This is a genomic window from Campylobacter concisus, assembly GCF_002092845.1.
GTDB classification, from domain to species: domain Bacteria; phylum Campylobacterota; class Campylobacteria; order Campylobacterales; family Campylobacteraceae; genus Campylobacter_A; species Campylobacter_A concisus_AQ.
In genome coordinates this window covers 92,634-117,547 of the sequence record NZ_LVXF01000038.1, presented here as the reverse complement: position 1 = coordinate 117,547, position 24,914 = coordinate 92,634, and the positions used below count along the sequence as shown (strand labels likewise).

Annotated in this window: 27 protein-coding genes; 5 read left to right on the top strand and 22 right to left on the bottom strand. The window is 36.4% G+C overall.

Features of this window, described 5'->3' with window-relative positions; genetic code table 11:
• Positions 1 to 55: 55 nt before the first annotated feature.
• From pgeF to A3854_RS07380, 10 genes are all read right to left on the bottom strand, one after another.
• On the bottom strand, positions 56 to 787 hold the full coding sequence (gene pgeF, locus A3854_RS07425) for a peptidoglycan editing factor PgeF (protein ID WP_084041946.1): 732 nt from the start codon (positions 785 to 787) through the stop codon (positions 56 to 58).
• Positions 788 to 796: 9 nt separating this feature from the next.
• On the bottom strand, positions 797 to 1,411 hold the full coding sequence (gene ribE, locus A3854_RS07420; RefSeq protein WP_084041945.1) for a riboflavin synthase: 615 nt from the start codon (positions 1,409 to 1,411) through the stop codon (positions 797 to 799).
• Between the two features lie 215 nt (positions 1,412 to 1,626).
• Positions 1,627 to 2,478, bottom strand: coding sequence for a YwqG family protein (locus tag A3854_RS07415; protein WP_084041944.1), 852 nt, complete (start codon positions 2,476 to 2,478; stop codon positions 1,627 to 1,629).
• Positions 2,479 to 2,488: 10 nt separating this feature from the next.
• On the bottom strand, positions 2,489 to 3,343 hold the full coding sequence (locus tag A3854_RS07410; RefSeq protein ID WP_084041943.1) for a CbrC family protein: 855 nt from the start codon (positions 3,341 to 3,343) through the stop codon (positions 2,489 to 2,491).
• Positions 3,344 to 3,535: 192 nt separating this feature from the next.
• Positions 3,536 to 4,471: an acetyl-CoA carboxylase carboxyl transferase subunit alpha gene (gene accA, locus A3854_RS07405; RefSeq protein ID WP_084041942.1), complete on the bottom strand. Its 936-nt coding sequence runs from the start codon at positions 4,469 to 4,471 to the stop codon at positions 3,536 to 3,538.
• A 1-nt stretch (position 4,472) separates the two neighbouring features.
• A complete protein-coding gene (locus tag A3854_RS07400; protein ID WP_084041941.1) occupies positions 4,473 to 5,684 on the bottom strand; it encodes a beta-ketoacyl-ACP synthase II in 1,212 nt (403 codons plus the stop codon).
• A gap of 34 nt (positions 5,685 to 5,718) precedes the next feature.
• Positions 5,719 to 5,952, bottom strand: coding sequence for an acyl carrier protein (gene acpP / locus A3854_RS07395; protein ID WP_021091725.1), 234 nt, complete (start codon positions 5,950 to 5,952; stop codon positions 5,719 to 5,721).
• Between the two features lie 88 nt (positions 5,953 to 6,040).
• Positions 6,041 to 6,784, bottom strand: a complete 744-nt coding sequence (fabG, locus tag A3854_RS07390; protein WP_084041940.1) for a 3-oxoacyl-ACP reductase FabG — start codon at positions 6,782 to 6,784, stop codon at positions 6,041 to 6,043.
• A 56-nt stretch (positions 6,785 to 6,840) separates the two neighbouring features.
• Positions 6,841 to 7,260, bottom strand: a complete 420-nt coding sequence (locus tag A3854_RS07385) for a pyridoxamine 5'-phosphate oxidase family protein (RefSeq protein WP_084041939.1) — start codon at positions 7,258 to 7,260, stop codon at positions 6,841 to 6,843.
• Positions 7,261 to 7,629 (bottom strand): L-arabinose ABC transporter, encoded by a 369-nt coding sequence (locus tag A3854_RS07380; RefSeq protein ID WP_257639893.1) that lies wholly within the window; start codon positions 7,627 to 7,629, stop codon positions 7,261 to 7,263.
• Positions 7,630 to 7,713: 84 nt separating this feature from the next.
• Between A3854_RS07380 and A3854_RS07375 the strand changes: the two genes are divergently transcribed.
• Positions 7,714 to 8,235: an ATP/GTP-binding protein gene (locus tag A3854_RS07375; RefSeq protein ID WP_072594531.1), complete on the top strand. Its 522-nt coding sequence runs from the start codon at positions 7,714 to 7,716 to the stop codon at positions 8,233 to 8,235.
• An 18-nt stretch (positions 8,236 to 8,253) separates the two neighbouring features.
• On the opposite strand, the gene A3854_RS07370 is transcribed toward A3854_RS07375, so the two are convergent.
• Together A3854_RS07370 and dut are read right to left on the bottom strand one after the other, a co-directional pair.
• Entirely contained in the window at positions 8,254 to 8,994 is a 741-nt protein-coding gene (locus A3854_RS07370; RefSeq protein WP_084041938.1) for an EI24 domain-containing protein, read from the bottom strand.
• The gene (gene dut / locus A3854_RS07365) at positions 8,991 to 9,686 is read right to left on the bottom strand and encodes a dUTPase (protein WP_084041937.1); all 696 of its coding nucleotides are present in this window, start codon (positions 9,684 to 9,686) and stop codon (positions 8,991 to 8,993) included. The genes A3854_RS07370 and dut overlap by 4 nt, the downstream gene beginning before the upstream one ends.
• Before the next feature lie 129 nt (positions 9,687 to 9,815).
• Between dut and A3854_RS07360 the strand changes: the two genes are divergently transcribed.
• Positions 9,816 to 10,004 (top strand): hypothetical protein, encoded by a 189-nt coding sequence (locus A3854_RS07360; RefSeq protein ID WP_021091806.1) that lies wholly within the window; start codon positions 9,816 to 9,818, stop codon positions 10,002 to 10,004.
• Here A3854_RS07360 and A3854_RS07355 read toward each other — a convergent pair.
• Complete coding sequence (locus A3854_RS07355; RefSeq protein WP_257639892.1) at positions 10,001 to 12,073, bottom strand: bifunctional diguanylate cyclase/phosphodiesterase; 2,073 nt, start codon at positions 12,071 to 12,073, stop codon at positions 10,001 to 10,003. The genes A3854_RS07360 and A3854_RS07355 overlap by 4 nt on opposite strands.
• Before the next feature lie 373 nt (positions 12,074 to 12,446).
• Here A3854_RS07355 and A3854_RS07350 point away from each other — a divergent pair, with 373 nt between their 5' ends.
• Positions 12,447 to 12,986, top strand: a complete 540-nt coding sequence (locus A3854_RS07350; protein WP_084041935.1) for a hypothetical protein — start codon at positions 12,447 to 12,449, stop codon at positions 12,984 to 12,986.
• Here A3854_RS07350 and A3854_RS07345 read toward each other — a convergent pair.
• Both A3854_RS07345 and ciaB read right to left on the bottom strand, forming a co-directional pair.
• On the bottom strand, positions 12,979 to 14,781 hold the full coding sequence (locus tag A3854_RS07345) for a putative bifunctional diguanylate cyclase/phosphodiesterase (RefSeq protein WP_257639891.1): 1,803 nt from the start codon (positions 14,779 to 14,781) through the stop codon (positions 12,979 to 12,981). The two genes, A3854_RS07350 and A3854_RS07345, sit on opposite strands and share 8 nt — an antisense overlap.
• A 534-nt stretch (positions 14,782 to 15,315) precedes the next feature.
• Positions 15,316 to 17,157 carry an invasion protein CiaB gene (ciaB, locus tag A3854_RS07340; RefSeq protein ID WP_084041933.1) on the bottom strand — a complete coding sequence of 614 codons (1,842 nt, stop codon included), beginning with the start codon at positions 17,155 to 17,157 and terminating at the stop codon, positions 15,316 to 15,318.
• 90 nt (positions 17,158 to 17,247) lie between these two features.
• Here ciaB and A3854_RS07335 point away from each other — a divergent pair, with 90 nt between their 5' ends.
• Positions 17,248 to 17,661 (top strand): acyl-CoA thioesterase, encoded by a 414-nt coding sequence (locus A3854_RS07335; protein ID WP_084041932.1) that lies wholly within the window; start codon positions 17,248 to 17,250, stop codon positions 17,659 to 17,661.
• Positions 17,662 to 17,804: 143 nt separating this feature from the next.
• Positions 17,805 to 18,443, top strand: coding sequence for a Crp/Fnr family transcriptional regulator (locus tag A3854_RS07330; RefSeq protein ID WP_084041931.1), 639 nt, complete (start codon positions 17,805 to 17,807; stop codon positions 18,441 to 18,443).
• 80 nt (positions 18,444 to 18,523) lie between these two features.
• Here the strand turns inward: A3854_RS07330 and A3854_RS07325 are convergent, their stop codons facing one another.
• From A3854_RS07325 to A3854_RS07295, 7 genes are all read right to left on the bottom strand, one after another.
• Entirely contained in the window at positions 18,524 to 19,390 is an 867-nt protein-coding gene (locus A3854_RS07325) for a formate/nitrite transporter family protein (RefSeq protein WP_072594540.1), read from the bottom strand.
• 163 nt (positions 19,391 to 19,553) lie between these two features.
• Positions 19,554 to 20,000 (bottom strand): hydrogenase 3 maturation endopeptidase HyCI, encoded by a 447-nt coding sequence (locus A3854_RS07320; RefSeq protein WP_072594541.1) that lies wholly within the window; start codon positions 19,998 to 20,000, stop codon positions 19,554 to 19,556.
• The gene (locus A3854_RS07315; RefSeq protein WP_021091884.1) at positions 20,000 to 20,344 is read right to left on the bottom strand and encodes a formate hydrogenlyase maturation HycH family protein; all 345 of its coding nucleotides are present in this window, start codon (positions 20,342 to 20,344) and stop codon (positions 20,000 to 20,002) included. Before A3854_RS07315 ends, A3854_RS07320 begins: the two co-directional genes overlap by 1 nt.
• Entirely contained in the window at positions 20,341 to 21,165 is an 825-nt protein-coding gene (locus A3854_RS07310) for an NADH-quinone oxidoreductase subunit B family protein (protein WP_021091627.1), read from the bottom strand. Before A3854_RS07310 ends, A3854_RS07315 begins: the two co-directional genes overlap by 4 nt.
• Positions 21,162 to 21,701 carry a formate hydrogenlyase complex iron-sulfur subunit gene (locus tag A3854_RS07305; protein WP_054197155.1) on the bottom strand — a complete coding sequence of 180 codons (540 nt, stop codon included), beginning with the start codon at positions 21,699 to 21,701 and terminating at the stop codon, positions 21,162 to 21,164. The genes A3854_RS07310 and A3854_RS07305 overlap by 4 nt, the downstream gene beginning before the upstream one ends.
• A complete protein-coding gene (locus A3854_RS07300) occupies positions 21,698 to 23,434 on the bottom strand; it encodes a hydrogenase large subunit (protein ID WP_084041930.1) in 1,737 nt (578 codons plus the stop codon). The genes A3854_RS07305 and A3854_RS07300 overlap by 4 nt, the downstream gene beginning before the upstream one ends.
• A complete protein-coding gene (locus tag A3854_RS07295; RefSeq protein ID WP_084041929.1) occupies positions 23,431 to 24,912 on the bottom strand; it encodes a hydrogenase 4 subunit F in 1,482 nt (493 codons plus the stop codon). The genes A3854_RS07300 and A3854_RS07295 overlap by 4 nt, the downstream gene beginning before the upstream one ends.
• Between the last annotated feature and the right edge of the window lie 2 nt (positions 24,913 to 24,914).

The window sequence follows — 24,914 nt, the reverse complement described above, 5'->3', positions numbered from 1 at the left end:
CAAAACGTTCAATACAATTTAGCGGGTAAATTTTAATAAAGCTAAAAATTTGCTTTTATTTTTTAGTATTTATCGATGTGGCTCTATTCATCACAAATCCGCAAAAACGCCCAGTCCTACTCTGTTTGCGGTATGAGAATAATTCATCTCTCTCAAAAGTACAACGAGGATCTAGCGATATTTGCTCTACCCCGAGCTTAGTAAATTCGTCTAATAAAGCTGCGTTTATATCAAATTTTCCATCATTTTTATATCGGTTAAATTCACCAAGATCCAGCTTGCCTACTTCGTAGTTTTGCACTTTGATATTTGCGCCTATAAATACGCGTAAATTACTAGCACGACAACCAAACTCACTCGTCATCAGCCCCACTGCATTTGTGCAAATTTTACTAGTAACACCTGCGCGTCCCGCATGCACAGCTGCGACTACGCCAAGATGTTCATCTATTATCAAAACAGGTGCGCAGTCTGCGACTAAGACACAAAGTGCTACGCCTTTTAGTGATGTTATCACACCATCGCATGGAGGTAGATCGTCGTTAAAATCTTGCAAAATTTCCACTCTATTTGAGTGGATTTGGCTCATAAATTTTAAATTAACAGGCATAATGCCAAGCGCCGTTGCTAAAATTTCATGATTTTGTGCGACCTTTAACGGATCATCGCCAACATGATCTGCTAAATTTAAGCTCTCAAAAGCACCCTCACTCACACCGCCAAATCTATTTGTAAAGCCAGCTAATACGCCATTTTTATTAAAGACGATCTCTAAATTTTCACGCATTTTATCCACCTAATAAAGGCTAGAAATTCGCTCAACATCGTCCCAGCTAAGGCCACTATCTTGCTTGCAAAAAAGCTGCCTAGCTACGTATCGAGCCAAAAGATCGCTTTCGATATTTACGCGCCTGCCAACCTTAAAAGTGCCAAAAAGACTATCTTTAAATGTGATTGGTATGATTGTTAGCCTTATACCCTTTGGCAAAATTTCATTTATGGTTAGACTCACGCCCTCTACGCCCACTGAGCCTTTATTTGACATCAAGCTCATAGCATCGCGCGGCAAGTCGATGTAAAAATCAACCCCATTCTCATTCTTTTTGATATTTGAAATTTTACCGATAAAATCGATATGTCCTTGCATAAAATGCCCATCTACTCGGTCTCCTAGCCTCATCGCTGGCTCAATATGCACTCTTTCTTTTAAATTTTCAACCGCGATATTTGCCCTACTCTCTGCGCTTAGCTCCACACTAAAGCTATCTTCATGTAGTTTTATTACGCTCAGGCAAGCACCATTTACAGCAATGCTATCGCCTAAATTTGGACGAAAATTTGCCTTTAGCCTTAAAATATTTTGTGAATAACTAACAACCTGTGCGATCTCACGAATCAAGCCATTAAACATATTTTGCCTTTAAAATTTTTAAGGATTTTACTAAATTTTGCCTAAATTTGGGCATTACCATCTTTGATTATTTTATATATTTAAGTAGATAATTGTATAAATGGCAGTAAATTTTTGGTAATCGTACCAAGAATGCTAATAAAAATTTATTGTGTAACCCTAGTATAAAATTTCTCTATAAATTTTAATTTTTATCTTTTGTAAATTTGGCAGCCTTAGCTTGTCTGTAAAATTAGCCACGTCTTGCTAAAATCGCGTGCTACCAGATCATCCTTCTTTATCCATAGATAAATTCTGCCCTCTCCGTCCCAGTCCATATCGCCCTCATCATCACTATCTATCTGTAAAAGTAGTTGCCACTGGGCAACATTTTTCTCAAATTCTGCTATTCTTGGGTGGTGATAAGCACTACTATCACCGCAACTAAGCCCATTTGTAACTAGCTCACACTCTAGCTCCATACCATCTTGGACATTATCAGAGTGCCCAAGGAGCTTATTTTCTTTAGCCTGCCAGCTTGGCTCAATAACCTCATGATAAGCCTCCCACTCAGCCTCACTAATTTTACTAAATGGTACAATCGAGCTTTGTAAATTTGGCAAATTTATCTCATTTTTAAAGCTGAGCAAGCGCGCATTAAATGTAGAATTTTCTCCCTCTAAACTCTCCGCTCTTCTGCGAGAAAGTGGCCCATCATTTACATCAGAAAAGATCACTGCAAAGCCGTTTTTATCGGCAGGATCATAGCCCCAAACACGCAAATTTCTATCATAAAAAAGATAGAGCATTCCGCTTTTTGGCAGTAGTGAGTCAATGTCAAATTTGCTAGCTTCAGCAAAATTTATCTGTGCCACAAAACTCAAAGCGCCGTTTTCATTTGAAGGCCACGATAAACCATCTGGTAGATCTGGCGAGCCGCCAAATTTAGACGCTCCAACGGCGATATCATCGTCATTTTTAGCTTGGGTATCTATCCTTATGGCATTTCTTGCTAGTGGCGATAAAAGCTTAAAAAGTTCATCCAGCCCACGTTTTTTACAACCTTTAGAAATTTTTATAATATCCATATTTTCCTCTTTAACAAGCATCAACGTATATATGATACTTCTTACAATGCAAACAACGAAACAAATATCCGGCAATATCGCCAGCTTTAACAAGATGTTCGCGTAGCATTTTATCGTCATATTCGGCTCTTTTTGCGTAGTCCTCAAAAACCTCGTCTGCTATACCCATTTCTTCAAGCTCTTTTGTGCCAACGTTACCTAAAAATTCGCAGTAATCATCACAACAAACTATCCAATGCTCGCCCTGCCAGCTCTCGTAGCCCGGGGTTCTTCTAAAAAGTTCGTCATCCTTTTTAGCATCACTTGTAGTTAGTTTATCAGCATCTTGCACAAATGTTGCGTCAAATTTCTTAGCAGCCTTACCACTAGAAATACAAGTAGGACAAAGATACGAAATATCCTGCTCGCAATAAATGCTACCGCTATAATAAACTTCAGTATCTTTGCCACAACACTCACACAAGATACTAATATCATCTTTAAATGCGCCAGTTTTTAAAGGGTTAGGATGGTAGATAAATTTTGGTAGTGTGGAGGCTTTATCTTCTTGAGCCAAAATTTGACCTCTACTTTTTGGGCGAGGCAGCGCCCATTTATCATTTTCGTCAATGAATTGCACTAGATAGCCAAGTGTCTTTAGCTGCTTTTTATCACTTTTGTCATGTATTTTTAAAAGTAAGTCGTAAGCACTCTTTCTCATAGATAAAAGCTGATAAACATCGACTAAAACATACTTTGCGTGAATGTCATCACAATTTTCCAACTCTTCTTTAAACTGATAGAGCGCCTCAATACTAGAAGCATTGCCATTATTTTTATAATATTCTTTTGAAAGAGTGATATATTTTTCTTGAAATTTATTCATTAATACTCTTTATATGGATTTGATATTAACAATTTTAGTGTTTAAATCTTAAAGATATAAAAGCTAGTGTAAAAATTATGGCCGTTAAAGCGACTAAATTTATACCGATTTTTAAATTGTTTTAGTATTTTAGTAGATGATGCCACAAACAAATTTGATAAATACTCTTATAAAATTGTTGTGACTATAAATTTATTCTTCAAATGCTCCGATAGAGAGAATTTTTTCTATTCTTTTTGCAACAAGATCATTTATATCAAGCTTTTCAAGCTCAGCTAGCTCTGAGATAAAATAATTTGCAAGTGCTTTTGCAGCACCATCTTTATCTCTATGGGCTCCATTTATCGGCTCATCTATAACGGCATCAATCAGCGATAAACTTTTTAAATCATCAGCTGTTATTTTCATAGATTTTATAGCTTGTTCTTGTTTAGCTGGGTCATTCCAAAGTATTGCCGCACAGCCTTCTGGAGAAATAACTGAAAAAACGGAGTTTTTCATCATGGCAAGTCTATCAGCCACACCAATAGCTAAAGCACCGCCACTTCCACCTTCGCCGATAACAACAGCAATTATTGGAGTTTTTAAATTTGCAAACTCGAATAAATTTCTAGCTATAGCTTCACTTTGTCCTCGCTCTTCAGCTCCAACACCTGGATATGCGCCTGGAGTGTCTATGAGAAATAAAATAGGTAGATTAAATTTCTCAGCCATTTTTGCAACTCTAAGAGCTTTACGATAACCCTCAGGATGAGGCATACCAAAATTTCTTCTTAATTTGTTTTTAGTGCCACGGCCTTTTTGCTCGCCTATAACGACAGTCTTTTTGCCTCCGATATAGCCGATGTAGCAAACTATCGCTGGATCATCTCTAAAAGCCCTATCTCCATGAATCTCATATCCATCAATTAAAAACGCATTAATATAATCAATAGAATATGGTCTATCTGGATGACGAGCAAGTTGTAAACGTTGATATTCGTTTAAATTTTTATATACTTTTGAGATTTCTTTAGATAGGTTTTTATTTAAAATTTCAACAGCATGTTCATCGCCTCTGATCTTAGCATTTGCTATGTCTTCATCAATTTGCTTTATGCTCTTTTCAAAATCTAAATAATTTGACATCTTAATCCAACTTTTTAAATATCACGACACCATTCGTGCCGCCAAAGCCAAATGAGTTACTCATAACAGCTTTTATATCAGCTTTTCTAGCTTTATTTGGAACGTAGTCTAGATCGCACTCTGGATCAGGAGTTTCGTAGTTTATTGTTGGAGGGATAATGCCGTCTCTCATTGCCATTATAGATATAACTGCCTCGATAGCACCAGCACCACCTAGACAGTGTCCAGTTTGACCTTTTGTTGAGCTAACTGGTGGACATTTATCACCAAAAACCGCTTTTAGTGCCGCAGTCTCATTCTTATCATTTACAGGTGTTGAAGTACCGTGCGCATTTACATAATCTATCTTTACACCTTTTGCCATATCAAGTGCTTGTTTCATCGCACTTAATGGACCTTCAAGTGTTGGTGACGTGATATGATGAGCATCTCCACTCTCACCAAATCCAACCACTTCAGCATAAATTTTAGCACCTCTTGCAATAGCCGACTCATACTCTTCAAGCACAAGTGCACCGGCTCCTTCACCCATTACAAAACCATCACGATTTGCGTCAAATGGCCTTGATGCCTTACTTGGTTCATCATTTCTAGTTGAGAGAGCTTTCATTGCTGCAAAGCCACCTATGCCTACACCACAAATAGTAGACTCAGCACCGATAACTAACATATTTGTTGCTTGACCGATCATAATGCATTTTGCAGCTTGCGATATCGCATGAGTGCTTGCTGCACATGCTGTTACGCTAGACAAATTTGGACCCTTAAGTCCGTGATTTATAGAAACTATGCCACCTAGCATATTTACAAGTGCAGATGGAATGAAAAATGGTGAAATTCTCTTTACGCCTTTTTCAAAGTATGTGATTGAATTTTTTTCAATATTTGGCAAACCACCTATGCCAGCTGCCGAACTAACGCCAAATTTATGAGCATCAAACTCTTTAAAATTTGCATCAGCCATAGCTTCATTAGATGCTTTTATGCCAAGCTGTATGAAACGATCTACTTTTTTCACCTCTTTGCCGTCCAAAATACTATTTGGATCAAAATCAGTTATCTCTGCAGCAATTTTAACAGGAAAGTCACTTACATCAAAACTTGTGATCTCTTTCACACCTGTTTTACCCTCACAAATAGCCTTAAAAGAGCTCTCTTTATCAAGACCAAGTGCGTTTATCATGCCTATACCAGTTACAACGACTCGTTTCAATACATCTCCTTAAATCAAACTGTGCAAATTTAAATTATTTACCTAGTTTTTCTATATAATTTACAACGTCTTGAATGCTTATTAATTTCTCTGCTTCGCTATCAGGAATTTCTACTTCAAATTTCTCTTCTAAAGCCATAACTAGCTCTACAACGTCAAGTGAATCAGCGCCTAAATCTTCGATGATTTTAGACTCTAGTTTTACTGCTTGTGGATCTACACTTAGTTGCTCTACAACTACGTCTCTTACGTCTTCAAATACTGCCATTTTAAGGTCTCCTTATAAAAAATGTCTGTTATCTTATAATATTTACGCTTTTATTTATTTTAAATTTCAAAACTTGTCTGAAATTTACCTACATGTAAAGTCCGCCATTTATTTTAAGCGTCTCGCCAGTTACGTAGCTTGCGTGATCACTTAGTAAAAACGCCACTGACTCAGCTACTTCACTAGCACTGCCGAAACGTTTTAACGGGATGTTATCGCTATAAGTTTTTTTCACCTCATCACTTAGTCCATGCGTCATATCAGTCTCAATAAAACCAGGAGTTACACTATTAAAGCGGATATTTCTGCTTGCACCCTCTTTTGCAAAGCTCTTGCTCATGGCGATTAGTCCACCTTTGCTAGCTGAATAATTAACCTGTCCTGCATTTCCCATCTCACCAACGATAGATGCGACATTTACGACCGCTCCAAAGCGCTTTTTGCTCATCACTTTCAAAGCCTCTCTACATCCTATGAAAGCTGAAGTTAAATTTGCATTTATCACATCTGTAAATTCGCTAGTTTTCATGCGAAGCGCTAGCTTATCGTTTGTGATGCCAGCGTTATTTACAAGGTAGCTTAGCTCGCCGTCGCTATCGACTATCAAATTTATACCTTTTATAAACTCATCTTCGTCAGTTGCGTCAAATTTTATCACTGCAGCCTTGCCACCATTTTGCTCGATCTCAGCCTGCAAAGCGTCTGCTATCTCAGGCTTTGAGCGGTAATTTATCCACACTTTTAAGCCCATATTTGCAAGCGTCTTTGCGATCTGTGCGCCGATACCTCTACTTGCACCTGTTATTAGCACGTTTTTTCCGCTAAATTTCATAAATTCTCCTTATTTTTCTAATTTTTCAATGATTGTAGCTTATATAAGCTTAACGTCTAAATTTTATCGTTTCTTTCCCACCTTATCTTTTTGCCAAAACCAAGGACATTACTCGTAAATTTTAGTTTTTCAAGGCTTATAGACCAAATTTTTGGATTCATTGCCTTTGAATAAAAAAACCTTTTGAAATAAATTTCTATTTCGTTTTCTTTAGCTTCTCTCATCACTCCTTGAAACTGTACGCCCTCTATCTTGCCAACAATCTTTGTATCAAGAGCGACCGTACCAGCAACAAGCTTTGAGTTTTTTAAAAATTTAACATGTGAGCTCTCATCAGAGCTAGCTAACAAAAGGCTAAAATTTAGCTCATCAAAGGCGTAAAATGCGCTAAAAGCATAAGGCTGCCCCTCATCATCAATGGTGCAAACACTTGCAAGATGCATCTTTTTTAAAAATTTTACTATCCTCTCATCCATCTAAATTCCCCTAAAAATGTCAAGAATGGCTTGAAATTTAAAGATGACTATGGCGATTATTAGCACCCAAAGCGTAAAAATAATAAGCTCTATTAGAGTAAATTTATCTTTTGCGACCTTTTTAAAAACAAGCATCGTTAAAAATGCCCCTAAAAAGCCGCCGATTAGCGAAAAATAGTGGATCGCATTAACCTTTACAAAGCTTGGCAAAAGCCCTTTAAAAAATAGTGAAAACATCAAAATAGCAAGCAAATTTGCAAGTATCAAATAATAGCCAACGACTGGTAAAACTGGGTAGAGCCTAGCAAAGCCAAAGCTTAAAACAGTGATAAGCATAAGCAAAAAGATCCTAGTCCCAAAACAACACATCGCCCGTCCTTTTTTGACGCATTTTACAAAATTTTGCTTTATGAAATTAAAATTTTGCCGATTTAGCCTCAAAAGGATTTAAAAATGCAAACAAATTTTTACTCTCAAGGAAGCTACAACAACATGAGCTTTTCGATGAAAACTAGCTCAGGCGATGAGATAAGCTTTTCGATGTATGACAACAAAAGTTTGGAATTTTCCAGCCAGAAAAATGGCACTTCTAGCCAAAGAAGTCTTACTCTCACGCACGAATACGGCTATGAGTTTTTATATAAAGGAAACGGCATAGACGAGCAAGATATGAAAGAGATCGAAGAGGCGATGAAGCAAATTCGCCCACAAGTTGATGAATTTATGAAAAACGTCAAAGAGGGCGACAAGATCGCTGGTAGTAGCCAAAGCATAAGTGATCTTTCAAACAAGATCAAGCAGATGCTGCCTGACGCAAAAGATCTAAATCACAAAAATTTCATAAATGACAATATGCTAAAGATGTTTGACGAACTTTTAGCTAAAAATAATGCGAACAAAAATCTACTAAGTGCGACAAAAAGACTATTTGATACCTTACTTGACGAGAGCAAAAAAGTATCTTACTATGCGTAAATTTAGGGCCTTTTGGCTCTAAATTTTTATAAGTGCTTCTTTCTCAAAAAAGAGGTGCGACAAGACTATCACGAAATAAAGCTGAAAAAATAGTCCCACAAGCGGCACAAGCGAGATGAGATAAAACAAAAGCGTAAAAGCTATAAATTTTATCCCGCCACCTTCAAGCAGTGCTAGCTCAAATTTATCACTATCAAGAGTGTTTGAGCCAACGTCTATCAGTAAAAGTTTGTAATAGATATAAAAAAACGGCACATTTATGATGAAAAAATTTAATACTGGTACAAATAAAAGCGGTAGGCAAACGAGCAATATCCCAAGAAATTTCATAATCTCAATCATCATCACCTTTAGCACTCTAGCCGTGCTAGCCTCGCTTTTAAGCACGTAGTTGTAGTGCCTTTTGTTTATCTCTTTAGCCACAACTGGTGTTAAAAAGCCAGCTACGATTAGAGCAATCACGATGCTAACAATGATCGTTAAAAAGGTGCTCAGAATATAAAAAAGTATACTAACTATCCATTTTGTGGCGCTAAAGCTTAAAATTTTAATAGCGATAAAAGAAAGCGCCGAGTTTGTCTCTAAAAAGGTAAAATTTTCATTTTTGGCACTATCACTTAAAAAATCAAATATCTCACCGCCACCCCAGATCGTAAGCCACGCAAGACTAAAAATACTAAGGCAAAGCGGCAAGATGGATAGCACTATAAATTTGGCTGTAAAAAAATCTTTAAACCCAAGGCGAAGAAGGTTTATCATTTCACCTTTTTATATTCATGCTCAAGTGCTGCGTAAATTTCACCTATCTTACTAACGCCATTTGACAAAATTTCACTCATCACTTCATTATCTTCGCGTCCGTTCCAATTTTTCTTATAGCTACCTTCTTTGTAGCCATTATTTTGACGGAAGCGATTTAGCACGTTTTTAGCGATGTAGCACTCATAAAGTGAGTATAAATTTACGCCACATTTTAAAGACATAGAGAAGTAAATTTTTAAAATATCAAATATATCGTAGTCAAACCCGCTGCACTCATGTATAAGCATCTCAACATCATTCATTATCTCATAAATGCTCTCGTCTTCGATCTTTAGTGGCTCTTTGCAAAACTCACTAAATCCGCTTGATTGACAAATATCATCAGCTAAAGTTTCTATATCCCCAAGCTGTTTTGATTTATAAATTTGCAAAGCCAGACTCATTATAAAGTGCCAGATATCAACAACTTCTATGCGTAAATTTTGCTCATCAGTCTTAGCATCGATGCTCTTCCAGTGTTTCCATGCAAAGCTATCAATCAGCTCAGCGCACTCCATATATATGCAGCGTCTCCAGCTAATTAATTTATTTTTATTAGTATAACCATTTTCCCAGCCAAGTCCATTTGTCTCATCATTTAGGCTTTGCTGCATCTTTAACATCTCTAAAATAATCGTTCTTTCATTCATTTTAGGCCTTTTAAAATTTTAAAGGATTATAACAAAAAATTATTAAATGCCACGAGACAAGCTTGACTTAAATCATTTTATGTATAAAATTTAGGAGCTAAAATAGGCAAAAATTTCAAAGGAGAAAAAATGAGAGAAAAAGATCTAGTGGTTTGCAATGTTTGCGGACTAAAAAGCAGTGATGATACAAATGCAGTTTTTATCCACGCTCATAAAAATGGCGAAGAAGTTGATATCTGCACCAGTTGTGTTCCAAGCGTAATCCATGGCTCAGGCATGGTTGTAAAATCAAACGAAGAGATAAAGGCTGAAATTTAAGCTTTAGCTATCATTTGAGGATCTTGTCTTACAAGGTCTTCAAATTCTTCTGCACTCATAGGACGAGATAAGAAAAGTCCTTGCACCTCATTACAATCAAGCTCTTTTAAGAAACGAATGTCTTCTTCTTTTTCTATGCCTTTTGCGCCAACTTTTATCTTCATTGCCTTTGCTAAATCGATAATTGCAGATACGATTTGTGCATCTATTTTGCTATTTGATGCTTGAGCAACAAATTCACTCGCTATTTTTATACGCTTAACACCGTATTTTCTAATATAAATAAATGAAGTATATCCGGAGCCAAAATTATCTATGCAAACATTTATATTATTTTCTTTAAGAATAGAAAAAATTTTATCAAGCGTCTTAGTATTGTTTGTCCATATTTCTTCGCCAAATTCTATTTCAAAAAGCTCTGGATTTATATGATGCGAACGTAAGCTAGAAACAAAATCTAAAACAAATTTTTCTGATTTACTTTGAATCTGCGCAACATTTATGCTTATTTTTGGTATCAAGAGTTTTTCTTTTTGCCATATATCTATATACTCTATAGTCTTTGAAACCAAAAGCGAGCAAATATCGTTTAAAATATCACTATTTACATTGACCTCTTTCATAAATTTGCTTGCTTCCATCAAGCCAAATTTTTCTGACTTCCAATATAAAAAAACCTCCGCATAGATCATTTTTTCGATTTTTAGATCAAATATTGGTTGAAAATATACATGAAGGTCTTCTTGTAAATTAGCTTTTTTAAGTGCGATCTCAATACTTGAGCTTAGGTGCATTTCATTGCTAATTTTATCACTATAAACCATAGGATTTAAAGCTGGATTTTTCTTGGCGTAATACATTGCCATATCTGCATTTTTTATAATATTTCTTGGATTTGACGAGCTATTTTTTGTTGCTACGTCTATGCCTATTATGCACTTAAGTCCAAAGTGATATCTATCTATTTGAATTGGTTTTTCAATAGCATCTTTTAAGGCAATTCCAAGATTTAAGCGTTTTGTATGACTATTTATCTCCATTTTTGCTAGTACGATAAATTCGTCCGCACTAATCCTTGCTATGGCTTCTTGTCTATTGCAAACTTCAAGTATCCTTTTTGCAACTAGCTTTAAAATTCTATCGCCTATTTCATGCCCGTAAGATGTATTTATGCTTTTAAAACGGCTTAAATTTATATAATAAACTGCGTTTTCCTCATCTTCGGAGATGCTTTTGCACATTCTTTCAAGCTCATTTACTATAAAATTTCTATTACCAAGATCTGTCAGATAGTCTTTCTCGGATATATCTTGAAGTCTTAAATTTGCGAGCATAAGTTCATTGGTTCGCTCATGCATCGACTTTTCCATCTCTCTATGAAGATTTCTCTCATAATCTAATATTTTTCTACTTGCGATAGAGCTTTTAACGTAGTAATTAACAATAGCATTTACAACCAAGATAAATAGTGAGATAAGTGCGCTAAAAGATGTTAGATCTTCTTGTAATAGCAAAGGTAGAACTATTATTATTGGTAGCCATTTTGATCCTATTGAGATATCTTTATCGGTATTTGTAACATATTCGTTTTTAGCTTTTAAATGAAAAGCTCCTATCATCAAAAAAAAGAAAGGAACGATATACAATAAATCTATTTTATGGCCAAAATTTACATTTGAGATCTGACTATAGAAAATAAATAAATTTAGCATCGCAAATAAAATACTAGCTGATATAAGGTAAAAGCCGCTAATTTTTATATGAAGCAAACTGCTTGTAAAAATTTCACTTAAAGTAATAAAAAGTATAAGAAAATTTATGGCTACAATAGAGAGAAAAACGATATTTGACCTATTATTTATCATCGATGAAATATCTATTTCGTCAAAAATACCATATATTAACATTGCTATTAAAAAAAAGACACTTATGCTATCCATAATAATGGCTAGTTTTTCTTGACTGGCTGCAAATTTAGAATACAAAAATATACTAATGCCAGCCAAAATAGATATCATCGGCAACATAAAAAACACATCAAGATACGCATAAGAACTATGAGCCCGCAATAGTACATCTTGATTTAACACCATTAATGCATCGCAAATAGACCATAAAAAAACACCAAAACATATTGCAAGCCAATGCGTTATTTTGGTTTTTACTTTATCCATTGAAGTATAAATGCCAAAAGTTATTATAAAGAAACTAAGCAAAATAGATATTTTTCCAATTAGATTATAGTCTAGCAAAGATGCTAATAGTGCAAATACGAATAGAGCTACAACTGCAACTAAGATCCATTTTCGCATGCCAGTTATAGATGATTTTGATATTAAAAAAATAGTGTCCCTCTCCTAAGAAATAGTCCAAATTATACAAAAATTGACTTTGCTTTTGGTTATAATTTCCCAAAAATTTTAAAATTCACAAAGGTATCTTATGAAGTGCAATATCGTCATAAATGGACAAAATTTAATAGATTATAAATCTTTTATCTTATTTTTCTCAAAGGCAGCAAGAAAGCAGTATTTTATAAACACATTTATGATATTTACTGAAGCCATCATAGCTGGTTTTGTTGCTGATATGCTATTAAAAAGTAAAATTTTTACTGTTATTGGGGCTGTTTTTGCTATATTTTGGATCATTTTTTATCCTATTTTTTTAAAAAGAAGTCGCATAGCTGCATTAAAGAGAATTGAAATTTCAGACGTTCAAAAGCAAATGAATTTTGAAGTAAATGAGAAATTTCTGGCTTACTATGAAGGCGAACCCAAAGAAAATGAAAAATTTGACCTAAATGAAGTTAGTGAAATTTATGAGCTAAAAAATATCTTTATCATTTTTTTAGAAGAAAAAATTCATCTAATAATCCCAAAAGATGAAGTTAGCTCAAAAATGATAAATGAGCTGGCCAAACTTTGCTATAAAGATATTTTGAAATTTGAAAATTTTAGCGCAAAAAGCGTGCTTAAATAGCACTTATTATAAGCTTTTCAAAATCCTCTGCACTCATTGGCTTGCCCCAAAGATACCCTTGCACCTCATCGCATCCAAGCTCTCTTAAAATTTCAAGCTGGGTTTCATCTTCGACGCCTTCAGCAATAGTCTTTAGCTCCACATTTTTAGCCAAAGCTATAACGCTTTTTACTACGTCTTTATCTATATCATTTTTAGCAATATTATCTATCAGCTCTTTAGCGATCTTTAGGCGACTCATAGGATATTTTTTGATGTAACTCATCGATGAAAAACCGGTACCAAAATCGTCTATGGATATGCAAATTCCTCTATTTGAAAGCTCAGATAACGCACTTTGCATCATCTCTTCAGCATTGACAAGACTGGCCTCAGTGATCTCGACATCTACACAAGATGGATCGATGCCGTATCTATCTATATAACTTAAAAATTTAGATGCAAAATTTATATTATCAATCTGTTTTGGTGAGATATTTATACCTATTTTTAGGTTTGTATTATATTTTTCATTCCAAAAGGCCATTTGTTTTATAGCATTTTTTGCCACCCATTTTCCTATCGCATTGATAATAGAGCTTTGTTCGGCTATTGGGATAAATTTTGATTGATCTACCGGACCTTTTATAGGAGAGTTCCACCTAACAAGAGCCTCTGCTCCTACTATTTTTTTACCTTCTATTAGATACTGAGGCTGAAATTTTAGTTCAAATTCTTCATCAAAGCTTATGCTATTTAGCAATATTTCTATGTAGTTTCTATCCTGAATCATGCTTTTTATATCACTATAAAAAACGTACTTTTCAGATGCATCTTTCTTTGCTGCTTCTAGTGCTGCTTCTGATTGCATGATAAAATCATCAGCTAAAATTTCACTAGTTTGTGTCGAGCTAATCCCTATTTTCGCATCAAGTACAATTTTATAATCATCTATAACGATTGGCTCTGAAATAGCTTTTAGTAGATAGTGCAAAAATTCTCTGCAATGCACATTTTCGTTTTGCTTGATAACAACAATGAAGTCATCTCCACCAGACCTTGCAAATAAGGAATCGTTTAGTGGTAATATTGACTCAATATTTGAAGCAAACTTTGCTATTACATCATCGCCTATATAATGCCCATATGAGTCATTTATCGCTTTAAAATGGTTTATGTCAATACTATAAATATCTATCTTTTCGCCAAGTGCCTTTGACTTTATCATCTCTTCAAGCCTTGCGATAAAATACTGGCGATTTAGAGCATTCGTTAGATAATCATATTTACTGATCCTTTGTAGGTGCCTATTTGTCTCTTCAAGCTCTTTTACTTTACTTTCTATCTGATTATTTAATACTTTTTTGATGTGTATTTCACGTTTAATTAAAATATCCATCTTTCTAACATTAGAAAATGTATAAGATAATGCCCCGTATGCAAGCAAAGTAACTAAAATAGAAAATAACCATGTCAAATTTATCTTCCAAGAGTACAAGATCATGATCGTCAAAAATGCGGCAAAAACAAATAGCTTTTGTATTAAAATTTTATCAAAATCGTTTCTAAGTGCCCTAAATTTTAGATTTGCCTCACCCTCTCTTAAATGAAGCGCAGCAACAAACAACATAAAAAATGAACTCTTAAATACAATGTCGTATCCAGAAAAGGATATTTCATCTATCCAAAAGTCCATTGTAGTGGTAAAAATATCATAAGTGCTTATTGCAATAAGCGCTATCAAGCATAAAAGTATAGATAGTCTTCTTTTTGAAAATTTAAGTGAAAAAAACGCAGTAAATGAAGTACAAAACATAAATAAATCTATGGCGATATAGCTTAGATTAAAAAAATCTTTTTGACTTAATACTTGAGTTAAATTTCTATCAAAAATCATAAACCACATAAAGCTAAAATATATTGCGGAAATAGAAACTGAGTCCACAAATACTTGCATTAAAAATAAATTTTTCAAATTTTTGATCAAAATGTAAAAAGCAGAAAATGCAAACATAAAATATGAAACTACGTATGAGATTTGTATAAAATTGACTTTAGAAAGAAATTGTTTAAGAAAATCAACCTTATCATATAGCATCCACATAGTATCTGATGCTACCCAGCAAGTAAGGCCTAGTAATATATATATCCAATATGTTTTTAAATTTTTTGTCTCTTTTAGCTTTAAAAAGATAAATAATGTGATCATAAAATCAAATAAAGCAGTAATTATGTCTTCATAAAAACCACTAGCAATAAAATAACTAACAACATATACACAAAAAAGTATCAACATAAATAAAAAAGATACTTGATTTTCGTTGCTTATTTTACTTATCATGTTCCGTCTTTATATATCTTTCTCTGCCTTTTTGGCTAAGCTTTGCCACCTTTGCCACTCGCCGCTATCATCGACGTCGTTGCCGATAGCTTCATATCTAGCGTAAAAATACTCAACAAATTTCTTACACTCTTCATCTTTTGGTAGATAGCTTTGCTCATCTTTTTGACAAAATTTCTCTAAAAATGTGCTCGCATCAACTTTTTTAGCGTATGTTTGCGCTAGATCATAGTAGTTTTCTAAGCAAATTTCTTTAAATTTAGCGTAAGCTTGCTCGCTCATATCCACACTTAGTTTGCTATCAAATTTAAGCACACCAGCTCTAAAAAGCAAGCTAAGATGTATGAGCCCCTCGCAGTAGTATGCCCTCACCTCATCGACCTTTCGCCACGCAATAAGCCCAACCGCACGGGCGATTAGCTCGTGAAAGACAGCCATTTTATACTCCGCCTCTTCGTGCAAGAAGAAATTTACTAATCCACCAGTCGTCGCCTTATACTCTTCTATAAATTTAAAGACGCCACTTTTATTCATGCTCATCTCAGTATCAAGCCCGATAAAGAGGATGTGTCCAAACTCATGGCCGATCGTTGAAATTTCATAGACTTTTTTCCAAATTTTTGGCTTTAGAAATAAAATTTCCCTACCAAAATCCAAAAATTCCTTGCTAAAAATTTCAGCCCCAAGCTTCATAAAAGGCTTTGCCTTGGCACTTTCGTAGACGTGATTTACAAAGGCAAAAATTTTCTTACCACATTTTGCACTCACACTCTCATCATTTGGCACGACCTGAGCGCTAAAAAGTCCGTTTAGCTCCGCACCATAATAAATCATCGGCACGCTTATATAAAGCTGCGTTCTAGCGATATTTTCGCTAACTGCCCTATTTGTCCCAGCGTTATCAAATTTTATCTTTTCACAAACACTTTCGTAAGTTTTTGCCACTTTTTCTTTAAATTTAAGCTCATCAATACCCTCGCTATCAACAAGCCTGATATCCCACTCAAGTGCAACTGCGTGCGTGTAAGCGTCCTCGTAGTACTCTAGCGGATGGCCTGGCTGAAGTGCGCCTTTTACATCCATCCACGCTATCTCGGCCTCTTGCCATGCATTTATCACCTTTGCATTGTCCTCTTCGCAAAAGGCGTTTTGTAGTTTTTCAAGGTATTTTACGTAAGATTTTTGCTCGTCGTTTTTGGCTAAATTTCTTAAAATTTCAAGATTTTTAGTAAAGACTTTTTTAAGCTCCCTCACCTCATCTTTAAAAGCGAGTGCATAAGGCAAAAAGCTAAATTTATCACCTTCTTTTACTACCGCGCCATACGTTCTATCAGCCCTAGCGCCACTAGCGTCGCACTGAAATAAAGCGTTTTTAGTGATAAACTCATTTGCCTGGCTTAAATCTTTAAATTTAGCCTCAAACTCTTTGTTTGTAGTGTCGATAATACGATCCTGCCATGAAATTTGCCACGCATTTAGACTAAGCCCAAGTTCATGCATCGCCTGCACAAAGGCTTGGTTAAATGGATCTAAAATTTTCTCTTCTTTGGCCTTTTCTAAAAGCTTGGCGTGCAGATTTTCATATAAATTTCTAACGTAGCCATACATTAAATTTAGCACTCGTTTTTGGTCATCTTCGCCTAAATTTAGCTTTTTTAGCTCATTTTGAAGCGGATCAACTTTAAGATCTACTATCCTTCTTGCAAGGGCTAGTTTCTGACTTGGTGTGCCAGCAAGGCCACAAATTTTAACAGCCTCGTTTATGATATCATCGTCTAAATTTTTATAAATAGCATTTAACTTGTTTTTTTGCTCTTTTGTGAGTTCATTTAATCTTTTAAAATCGTTCATTTTTTCATCCCCTGAAGTTGCAAGATTTTAGCATAAAGCCTTAAAATTTGCTACAATCAACCAAAAATTTTAACATCTAAAAGGCAAAAAATGGATATTTTAAAGGATTTTGGTGAGCCACGTATCAAACAAGTTATGTTGCCAAAGGACACAAACTCGGCTGGAAATATTTTTGGTGGCTGGATAATGAGTCAGATAGACCTTGCAGGTGCACAAGCTGCAAGAGAAATTTCTCCCGAACGCGTTGTGACAATTTCTATGAAAGAGATCATTTTCAAGCAACCAGTCTTTGTTGGCGATGTGTTAAGCTGCTACGCTAAAATCATCTCTGTTGGCAAAACTTCGATAACAACGCAAATAGAAGTGACTGCACTTAGGCTAAATGACGGTGGCTTTAGAGAGACTATACATGTCACAAGCGCTATTGCAACTTACGTAAGCGTGACGAAAGATGGACTTAAAAAGCCAATCGATGAGAAGCTAAAACAGCTTCATGGATTTTAAAAATTTGGTTGCATTTTATGCAACCTTCCTTGAAAATTAATACTACTTTTAAAAATTATTGAAATTTAAAAATTAAAAAGCAAAAATTTCAACTTGATTAAATACTTTCTAAGATAAAATCCAAAACTACTTTTGGGAGAATCATGAAAAAGTCGCGTCTAGGTCTTTTGCAAACACAAATCACAAAGATCCTAACTCAAAATGAGCTTGATAAATTTGAGTATAAAGAGCTACCAAAAACAAGCATAATCTACACAGAAGAGATCAAGATCATCATCTTAAAAAGTGGCTGTGCAAAGCTCTCATTTTTTGAAGATGGAGAGGAATTTATCCTTTATCATTTAGAAGCGAGCAACATCGCCGTGCTTGATGATAATTGCGCTTTTGAAATACTTGAAGATGCTGAAATTTATGCTATAAATTTAAACAAAATAGGTGAAATTTTATCAAATTCAAATGTCGCAGATGAGATTTTAAAAGCTGTATTAAATGCAGTGATCGTGCAACGCCAAATCATAAAATCCATACTTTTTGAAGATGCAAAAGGTAGGATTGCAAATTTTTTGATCGAGCTTGCAAAGGAGCAGGATCTAAAGCAAAATGGATATCACTACATATTTTTACCATTTTCTCTAAAGGTGCTTTCAAGCTTTGTGGGGCTCAAACGACAAAGCGCTTCAACTGCTTTTAATGAGCTTATAAAAGATGACATCATAAGAAAGATCACACCACACGAGTTTTTAATAATTGATTATGAAAAACTTGAAAGTTACACAAACTAAAAATCAAAAATTTTTATAATAGCTAGCAAAGAGTAGTCTTAGAGGATTAGTCTTTGCCAAGAAGCAAAGACTAAAAATTTTTAAGCTTTTTTCTTCATATCAAATTTATTCGCCATAAAGCCAACTAAACCAACAAAGAAAAGTCCGCCACAGATATTACCAAGTGTAACTGGAACTAAGTTTTTACCGATGAAATTTCCCCAGTTTAAAACTTCTAGTTTTTCAGCCGTAATTCCATGTCCTAAAGCTGCAGCTGCAGCAGCGATATCTCCGCCGTTTGCTGCTATATAGTGAGCTTTTGAGATGATGGCTTCAGTGATGATGAACATATTTGCCACGCAGTGCTCCATAGAGCAAGCTACAAATGCGCCGATCATCCACATAATAGCAAAGAATTTACCAGATAGATTGCTCTCACTTGTCGCAGTCCAAATAGACATACAAACAAAGACGTTACAAAAAATTCCGCGGATAAATAGCTCATGAAATGGTGCTGTAATCTTGCCAATACCAGCTGGTATAAAGTGCTGTAAGATGTAGCCATCATACTTTAGTGGCAAGCCTGAATAGTAGTACATATAAGCGATCAGTGCGCCGCCAACGAAGTTAAATATCCAAACGATAGCCCAGTATCCGATAGTCTTACCTAGTTTTAGCTTTCCTTCATATGCGCTAACGCCACTTAAAACTGAGCTTGTAAAAAGATGTCCGCCATAAAAGACAACCATCATAAGGCCACAGCTAAATGTGATACCGCCGATAAAATTTGAAAGACCAATAGACTGATTTTCAGCCATACCAACTGTCGAGTGAGCCCAAAAAATATCACCCATAGCAATAGCAGCTCCAGCCATGATAGCAAGGAAGATAATACTAGTAAGCGGCATATGAGCCTTATGCTCCATAGAGCTTGAGACCGCTTGAGCGGTTTCTGCCGGATTTAACATCACATTCTCCTTTTTATTTTCAATCTCGCACATGAGCCAGGCTCATCTTTGCGACCAAAGTTTAACACTTTGTAAAATCACTAAAGTCAAATCAATGCTTGCGATTAAAAGCAAAATTTTGCCTTTAGTAACCAAAAAGACTAAATTTAGCTATTTGCTAAATTTAACCGACTAAATTTTTATCAATCTCTACAATTCTTAAAAAAGCTTTTCTGGCACTTTTTTTAGCCTGCTCGCTTAGTCCTTCTTCAAAATTTAAGACATTTTCGAGCAATACGCTAATGCCTAAAAAAAGCGTCTTTGGGCAAATTTTTCGCAAATAGCTTAAAAGCACTGGCGTTGGGAGGTTGTGAGTTGAGTAGATGTAATCTCTATCGTCACTTAGGTCGAAAAACTCTATCTTATCCTCATCAAAGCCGCTCATCGCATCAACTACTATCAAGATATCAGGTGCAAATTCTCTAATAGCTGAAAATTCATTCTCAGGCACATCTTGCCCAAAAAAGACCTTCCATTCTTTTAGCTCGTGCTCCACGATGCGACCTACTTCATTGCCCACATCATCATCGCCACGCATAGGATTACCGATGCAAAGGATGGCTTTTTTCATCAAAAGTCCTTCCTAAGCACGATATATCCCTCTTTTAAATTTGCCAAAATTTCTTTAAGCTTACACTCACAAAGCTGTGGCAAGAGTTTAGCGATATGCTCGGCAAAAATTTCAACTTCAAAATATTTGCTTAAATTTCCGATTTTAAATTTCACGTATTCGCCTGAGTTTTTGATCATCTCGTCAAATTCCTCATCGCTTAGCTCTAAAATTTTCTCGCTAAAATCAATCGTGCCAACGCCATGTCCTACGCAAGTGGAGAAAATTTTTATCTCCTTTAGCTCGCGTGGAAGTTTGTCATTATCGTCCATATGCCTTTTTGTAAGCTTATAAACTTGTATCATCTCTTACTCCAAACCTCGCTATCAACGTCTATCGCAAAGCTTTTATCAGCTTTTGCATATTTTAGATAGACATCATTATGCAAAAGCCCCATGCACTCAGCATATCTAGGATCTTCCTCTTTTTTGATAGCTGTAAGCACAGCCTCTCTTGAAATGCTTGGGTCATGGACATCTTTTGAGCATTTGATAGCATTCATATATTTTTCAAAAAGGATTCTACCAAAGATATAGCTCATTAGTCTTCTGCTTTCAGCTTGCAAGTCACGCTCGAACAAGATATCGCCTATAACCGACTTCTCAACTGAAGGTGGCAATGTATTATCTTCTTCATAGCTTTTTTTATGAAGCTTTTGATCTATGATACCAAGAGCCATGCCAAGGCCGTAAATAATGCTTGCTGGGTGTGGAGGACAGCCTGGGATATAGACATCGACTGGGATTATCTTATCGATGCCGCCCCAAACGCTATAAGCGTCGTGGAAAATTCCGCCACTGCTTCCGCACGCACCAAGAGCAACTACGATCTTAGGATCTGGAGTCGCTTCATAAGCACGAAGAAGTGGATAATACATCTGTCTTGTTACAGGACCAGTACAAAGCAAAATATCAGCGTGTCTTGGGTTTGCTACAAGCTTAAAGCCAAAGCGCTCAGGATCCCACATCGGCGTAATAGCTGCAAAAATTTCTATCTCACAGCCGTTACAGCTTCCGCAGTCGATCCTATAAACGCTAAAGCTTCTTTTGATATTTTTTAGATGCTCTAGCTTTGCAGTTAGATCATTTGCTGTTTTTATGTCCTCTGGAACTTGATATAGACTCATTTTATAGCCTCCTCAATGCCTTTTGTTAGCCTCTCAGCAGATTGATTTTTCTTGCACTCTGGGCAGATGTAAAGGTAGTCTTTTGCCTCTTCAAGTCTGCCTGGGAGTAAATTTGCTGTGCCAAGCTTTTCAAGTGTGAAATTTATAAGCCTTTTTGGCGTAAATGGCTTGCCGCAGCATTTGCAAGTTTGCATCTCAAGCTCGCCTCTTTGTATAAGAGCGCTCTTGTCAAATTTAACCGCAAGCTCAAAGCTATCGCTAAGTCTTACAGCTCCAGTTGGGCAAACCTCGTCGCAGCGACCGCAAAATATGCAGCGTCCGCAGTCAAATTCCCAAACAAGCTTTGTTTGCTCCTCGTTCATCTTAAGCTCTATCGCGTTACTAGGACAAGCGATACCGCAAGCTGCACAACCTATGCAAAGATCGTATGTATAGTTTGGCTGACCACGGAAATTTTCAGGAACAATATATGGCTCAAATGGATAGGCGTATGTCGCTTTTCCATATTTTTCTGTGATGTCAAATAACTTCATCATCTTAAATCCTTTTTACTAACCCCGCCATCTTGACAGAATTTTTTAAGGTCTTTCTCTGTTAAAATTTTGCTCTTTTTAGTCCTTACATCGACTAATGTAACACGCTCAGTGCATGAGTAGCAAGGGTCAAGTGAGCAAACGATAAGCGCAGCGTCACTTATGTTGTTTCCTCTGAATTGATATCTTAGGCTTGGCCAGTTGTTATATGTTGCTGCTCTGCATCTCCAGCGATATACTTTTTGAGCACTGCCTTGCATGATCCAGTGAACATTTTCGCCACGTGGTGCTTCATCATGACCAAGTGCAAAATTTTCAGGTTTGATCATAGTCACAGGATCGATCATGATCGGAGTTTGAGGCATTAGCTCAAAGCATTGGCGGATGATGTGGATAGAGCTTTTTAGCTCTTTATATCTAACCATCTCACGAGCAAAAACATCGCAACCATGCTCAACTGCTACTTCAAATTCTATCTGTTTGAAGAAATCATATGGATGATCGTAGCGGTTATCACGTTTAAAGCCAGAGCCTCTCATATTTGGACCAACTGGGCTAAAGTCACGTGCTATTTGGCGATCTAGGATTCCTACACCTTTCCAGCGTCCGATCTGGCGTTTATCCTCCATAACTGCGTCCCAAATTTCTGAAATTTGAACATCAAGTTTATTTATGATCTCGATACCTTTTTTGATCTCTTGGTTTGTCATATCACGTCTTAAGCCGCCCATAACGACGTTACCGTATGTTTTACGTCCGCCAGTTACTAGCTGAGCTAGCTCCATAGAGTACTCACGAACCCTAAAGATGTGCATGAAAGCGTTGTAGTTACCAGTGACCTCACAAGCTAGACCGATATTTAAAAGGTGGCTGTGAAGACGCTCGATCTCAAGACAGATGACGCGTATAGCCTGAGCTCTTAGTGGAATTTCAAGCTTGATAGCTTTTTCTGCTGCTTCAATACAAGCGATAGCGTGAGCATAACCACAAATTCCACAAACGCGCTCTGCAAGATAGCCCATTTGATCATAGTTCATTCTGTTTTCAGCTAGCTTTTCCATACCGCGGTGTTGATAAAAGAGGCGGTAGTCAGCGTCGATGATCTCGTCGCCGTCACAGAAAAGTCTAAAGTGACCTGGCTCATCAGATGTGATATGTAGCGGTCCAAGTGGCACATCAACTACTGCATCACCTGTTGGGAACAAAAACTCAGAATCAGGCTCATCTCTATGATCAACCGGATCAGGGCGGTAGCGATAATCCATCGCATCTTTTCTAAGTGGATGAAGTCCATCTGGCCAGTCATCGCTTAAAACTAGACGCCTTTTATCAGGCAGACCCTCAGCTACTAGACCAAACATATCATAAGCTTCTCTTTCATACCAAACACAAGCTGGCACAAGCGGAGTAACTGATGGAAATGTCGGATCGCTTCCTGGGATAAGGGTTTTAACTGTGATAAAGCACTTATCTTCAGCTGCAAAGTCGTCCACCTCAGTCATCTTGCTACCTTCCATTGAGATAGCATAGTAAAGCGCATAGCAGCCATTTATCTGACGCTCGTCGTTTGGTATCATAGTGCTTATAAAACCACCGATATCATAATAAAGTGTTTTAACAGCTAGTGGAAGATCGTTTCTATCCACCAAAACTGTGATCTGATCGTCTGCTTGACGAGTTACTTCTAAAATTTTTACCTTTGTTTTTAGGATTTCAACAAATTTATCGCCTCTCATTTTAAAGCTCCCATCATTATATTAACACCGTTATTTACTAGCGTATAAAAGCTATCTACGTGCCATACGCCAAAGATTATGATAAGGGCACAAAGTGCTATAAGAGGTAAATTTTCAAATAAACTCATCTCTTTATTATGAACAACCACACCTTTTGGCTCGCCAAAGCTTGCCATGTTAAAGTGCGCAAAGTCAGCTATGAAAATAACTGCAAGTGCAATAGCAAATAGCGCAACTGCGATGTATTGACCACTTGTGATAGCTCCAACGAAGACGTTATACTCGCTAACAAATATAGCAAATGCTGGAACACCGACAAGTGAGCAAACAGCCGCGCCAAACATTATAGTGGTGATCGGTGCGATCTTAACCATGCCGCCCATCTTACTCATATCTTTGTGACCATAAATTCTTGCAATGTTGCCTGTTGAGCAAAATGCCAAAGCTTTTGTAAAGCTGTGAGCCAAGCAGTGGAATATCGCTGCAAATAGACCAAATTTACCGCCAACACCAAGTGCAAATGCGATAACACCCATGTGAACGATTGAGTGGTATGCAAACATTCTTTTTACGTTGTGTTGTCTGATTAGGAAAAATCCCGCTACAAAAAGAGTGATAGTTCCTGAAACGATCATTATGCCCTCAACGAAGCTAAATCCAACTGCTTGAGCTGTGATAGCATAGTATCTCAAAAGCGCTAGCATCGCACATTTTAAAAGTACGCCTGAAAGCAAGGCTGAGATAGGTGCTGGACCTTCAGCGTGAACGTCTGGTAGCCAAGTGTGAGTTGGAGCAAGACCAGCTTTTGTACCAAAACCAATTAGAGCAAATACAAAGATAAGTTTTGCTGCATCTGGGTTTAAATTTTTAGCGTTTGCCATTATGCTTGAAAATAGCATAGAAGCTTCGCCATCTCCTAGAGTACTAAATGTGGCTGAATATAAAAGAACAGTCGCATAAAGTGCAAATGCTAGACCGATTGAGCAAAGAACAATGTATTTGTAACCACTCTCTGTTGATTTTTGATCTTTGTGGATAGCGACCAAAAATACTGAAGCAAGAGTTGTTGCCTCGATAGCTGCCCACATAAACGCAACGTTGTTGCAAATAACGCTTAAAGTCATTGTAAAGATAAATACATGGCTTAATGCATAATATTTTTTAAGATCGCTTAAGTGGATGTGTCCATCTTCAAGCTCCCATCTCATGTAGTGGATAGAGTAGAAATTTACTATAAATCCAGTTACTGCTATAAGCACCAAGAAAACACAGCCTAAGCTATCTAAAAACAAAAATTTATCAAAACTATAAAAAGTTCCGCTACTTAAGACTTTAAGAACATTGTTAAGTAAAGCCACCGATGTCACAGCAGAAAACAAAACGTGAAGTCCGCTTAATACCGCATAATTTTTAGGACTCAAAAACAAGACCAAAGCACCAAGGAGCGGTAAGATAAGTATTAAAGCTAAACTATCCATCT